3 protein-coding genes are annotated in these 3,623 nt (G+C 39.9%); 1 reads left to right on the top strand and 2 read right to left on the bottom strand.

Annotation, left to right across the window (positions count from 1 at the left end; all coding sequences use genetic code 11):
- Positions 1–146: 146 nt before the first annotated feature.
- Together HZA38_03675 and HZA38_03670 are read right to left on the bottom strand one after the other, a co-directional pair.
- Positions 147–1,349, bottom strand: coding sequence for a bifunctional 3,4-dihydroxy-2-butanone-4-phosphate synthase/GTP cyclohydrolase II (locus HZA38_03675; protein MBI5414592.1), 1,203 nt, complete (start codon positions 1,347–1,349; stop codon positions 147–149).
- Positions 1,350–1,559: 210 nt separating this feature from the next.
- Positions 1,560–2,942 (bottom strand): U32 family peptidase C-terminal domain-containing protein, encoded by a 1,383-nt coding sequence (locus tag HZA38_03670; GenBank protein MBI5414591.1) that lies wholly within the window; start codon positions 2,940–2,942, stop codon positions 1,560–1,562.
- A 193-nt stretch (positions 2,943–3,135) separates the two neighbouring features.
- Here HZA38_03670 and HZA38_03665 point away from each other — a divergent pair.
- On the top strand, positions 3,136–3,623 hold a 488-nt coding region (locus tag HZA38_03665; protein ID MBI5414590.1), incomplete at its 3' end, for a hypothetical protein.

Raw genomic sequence — 3,623 nt, 5'->3', positions numbered from 1 at the left:
TTTTCTTATATGTTCTGCTTTGAATAGTATGACTGCTCTCGGAATGCCAAAAAGTTACAAAATAGTATGAAAACCTTAGAAAAAGAAAATTGCTCTTTCCTGAGTCTCTATATTATGATTTGTGCAACAAAGCCATTCGTAATTGATCATTCGTAATTGAAGAGGTGCCCCATTTTCTCCTTTTTTGTTTTTAAATATTTTGCGCTGTGTTCGCTCGCTCTGACTTCAATGGGAATTCTTTCAATGACTTCGAGTCCATATCCGGAAATTCCGGATATTTTTTTTGGATTATTTGTGAGAAGACGGATTTTTTGGATACCGAGCGCGTTCAGCATCTGGGCTCCAATCCCATAGTCTCTGAGATCAGATTGAAATCCCAGAAGAAGATTTGCCTCCACCGTGTCTACACCGAGTTCCTGCTGAAGCGCGTATGCCTTGATTTTATTCCCGAGCCCGATTCCTCGTCCCTCGTGTCTCATGTAGAGAATTGCTCCGCGTCCTTCTTTTTCAATCAAACGCATTGCAAAATGAAGTTGCTGAGCACAGTCGCAATGCTCAGATCCAAAAACTTCGCTGGTGATACATTCGGAATGCGCACGAAGGAGTATGGGAGTTCCATCATTTATTTTTCCTTTGGTGAGTGCAATATGTTCTTCATTCGTAATAAGGTCCTTAAAGACATGAATACGAAATTCTCCAGTTGTCGTCTTGAGATTTGATTCAGAGACTTTTTCCACCATTTTTTCAGTTCCTTTTCGATACGTAATGATATCGGCAATAGTGACAATTTTGAGATCGTGTTTTTCCGCAATTTTTATAAGATCAGGAAGCCTCGCCATAGTGCCATCTTCATTCATAATTTCACAAATAGTACCGACTTCAGAAAAATTACACATTCGGCAAAGATCAGTAGAAGCTTCCGTATGTCCTGCCCGAACGAGAACGCCTCCCTTTTTTGCGACCACAGGAAAGACATGACCGGGACGAACAAAATCTTTTGGTCTTGCGCTCGGATCACAAAGTTTTTGAATCGTTCCCGCGCGTTCTTTTGCCGAAATTCCGGTCGTCATTCCTTCTCGAGCGTCAATAGAAACAGCAAAATTACATGCTCTCGGGTCCGCGTCAGAAACCATGGGATGCAAATTGAGCGCATCAGCAATTTCTTTCGAAACCGGAGCACAAATAAGTCCTTTTCCGTGTGTTGCCATAAAATTAATTCCCTCAGCCGTTATTTTTTCTCCGGCAATAAAAAAATCACCTTCATTTTCACGATCTTCGTCATCGATAATAATGACGGGTTTTCCGTTTTTAATGTCTTCGAGCGCGGCGGTGATGTTGGTGAAGGGCATAAGGGAACGGAGAGCAGTCAGTTGTCGGCAAATAAGTCAATTTTAGATTCTAAATTTTAGATTTTAGATTAAATTCTAATTCCAAATTTTTCATTCTGTATTGATTATTCATTTTAATCGTTGAGGAATTACTTAAAAAATCTAAAACTTAAAATCTAAAATCTAAAATTTTTCTTCAACCTCCGGCTTTAAAATAACATTTATTTTCTCTTATTTCACTGATTTCCTCACCACACAAAAAATCTCATCATTTTCCCCAAAATTTTTCTCAAATATTTTTTTCTGTTTGTCGGAAATGTCGAGGAAGATACTTCCGGCTCCGCCTGAAAAATTCTCAACTGCCTCTCCTTTATGATTACGAAAATCTTTGAGCACAATTGAAAAATCTTCAGTCTTATTCGGGAAACAGAATTCGAGTTCATCTCCAATATCAAGCCGATTGCGACATTCCATTTCCACTTCATTTCCTTTCCGTGATCGCACAACTCCGGCAAATACATGAGTTCCGAGTTCTTTCCTCTCTTCATATTCCTGGCCTTTTTCTTTTGGGTTTCCCACAAGAAATCCGGGAATGTATCCACGATTCGAGGTGGAAAATACTTCGTCCAGAAGTTCATCAATTATTTTTTTGGTAAATTTCTTCTTTTGAATTGCGTCAATTGCCATACGGTACGCTCTCGCCGTAATTGCCGCATAATAAATTGTTTTCGAACGTCCTTCAACTTTTAAACTCGATACTCTCGCTTTTATAAGATCTGGCAAATATTCAAGTAAGCACAAATCTTTCGAATTCATGATGTATGTTCCGTACTGATCTTCATCAATTTCGAGCATTTGTTTCGGCCGTTCTTCTTCTTCCAAATAAAAATTTCCCGAGAGCGGAACATATTCTTCCACTTCGCCAGCATAATTTTCTTTTCCTTCATGCAATTTATATTTCCATCGACACGAATGCGCGCATGTTCCTTGGTTTGCATCACGATACGTAAAATAGTTTGAGAGCAAACATCGCCCGGAATATGCCATGCAAATCGCGCCGTGCACAAAACATTCAATTTCTAATTCCGGATTTTTTTCTGAAATTTCCTGAATTTCTTTCAGTGAAAGTTCGCGAGAAAGAATAATCCGTTCGATTCCCTGTTCGTGCCAAAACTGAGCACTCGCCCAATTTACATTATTTGCTTGCACTGAAAGATGAATCACTGCATCAGGAAAATGTTTTTTTGTGAGATGAATAATTCCCGGATCCGCCATAATAAACGCATCAGGTTTCAGCCCCATCATTTTTTCCATTGCGCGCAAAAAGTGCGGGATTTTTACATTGTGTGGAAAAATATTTGCCGTGAAATAAATTTTCTTTTTCCGGTCATGACAATATTTTGTTGTCTCCTTCAGAAATTCAATATTGAACTGATTTTCTCTTGCTCTCAGTGAATACGCCGGTACTCCAGCGTATACTGCGTCAGCTCCAAATGCGATCGCAAATTTAAGTTTTTCCAAATTTCCAGCCGGCATGAGGAGTTCAGGAGAAGATGTCACGATATGGAGTTCAAAAGCCAGAAGATCATAGAGATTTTGATCATCGAAGTGCAAGTTTAAAGTATGTACACTATATGAGTAACACAAATAATGATATTCGAAAATTGTTTTTTCTTTTGAGGATGGTCATAATCATCACAATATTTTTTATCTTTTTCATATGAAATCTGCAAAGTTTCTTTCGAGAGTCTTTTCTCTCTTTTTGATTGGATTCGGATTTTTTGCTGGACTCGCTCTAGTAGTTGATGTGGGGAGGGTGAGTGCAGCGGCAGATATAGCTATAAACAATGCTAAGGTAAATGGATCAAACACAGTTTTAGTAACTTTTGATGATCCCGGACAAAACATTGCTTCTGTAGATTTTTCAAAATGGCATATTGATGTTGGTGATGGCGGAGCAACTCCACTAAATCCGGCGAGCGCGGCAGTCACATCCGCTGGCACACCTTGGACAGTAACTTTGACTTTTGCTGCTGGGTCTTTTAGCGATACGGCAACTGCTTATGGAGCAGCTGTCGGTTTATACGTTGATGCTTCTGGTGTGACTGATACCAATGCTGATACAAATGCAGTCGTTGGACATGCTGCATCTATAGCGATTACTGATGGGCAAGCGCCGACCTTTACCTCTGCATCGGCAACAAGCAACACAAATATCAGGATTGTGATGTCAGAAACGATGGCAGGGGGAACCGTAACCTTTGGAGCCGCAAACCAATGGACAGCAACGGGGAT

It is taken from the genome of Candidatus Peregrinibacteria bacterium (assembly GCA_016220175.1).
GTDB lineage: Bacteria > Patescibacteriota > Gracilibacteria > CAIRYL01 > CAIRYL01 > JACRHZ01.
Note: the sequence above shows the minus strand (reverse complement) of the source record. Positions and strands in the feature narration are given on the sequence as shown.

What these genes read in the sequence shown, in the direction of transcription:
- HZA38_03675 (MBI5414592.1), bottom strand. Translation starts at nt 1,349, where the DNA reads ATGCCCTTCACCAACATCACCGCCGCGCTCGAAGACATTAAAAACGGA.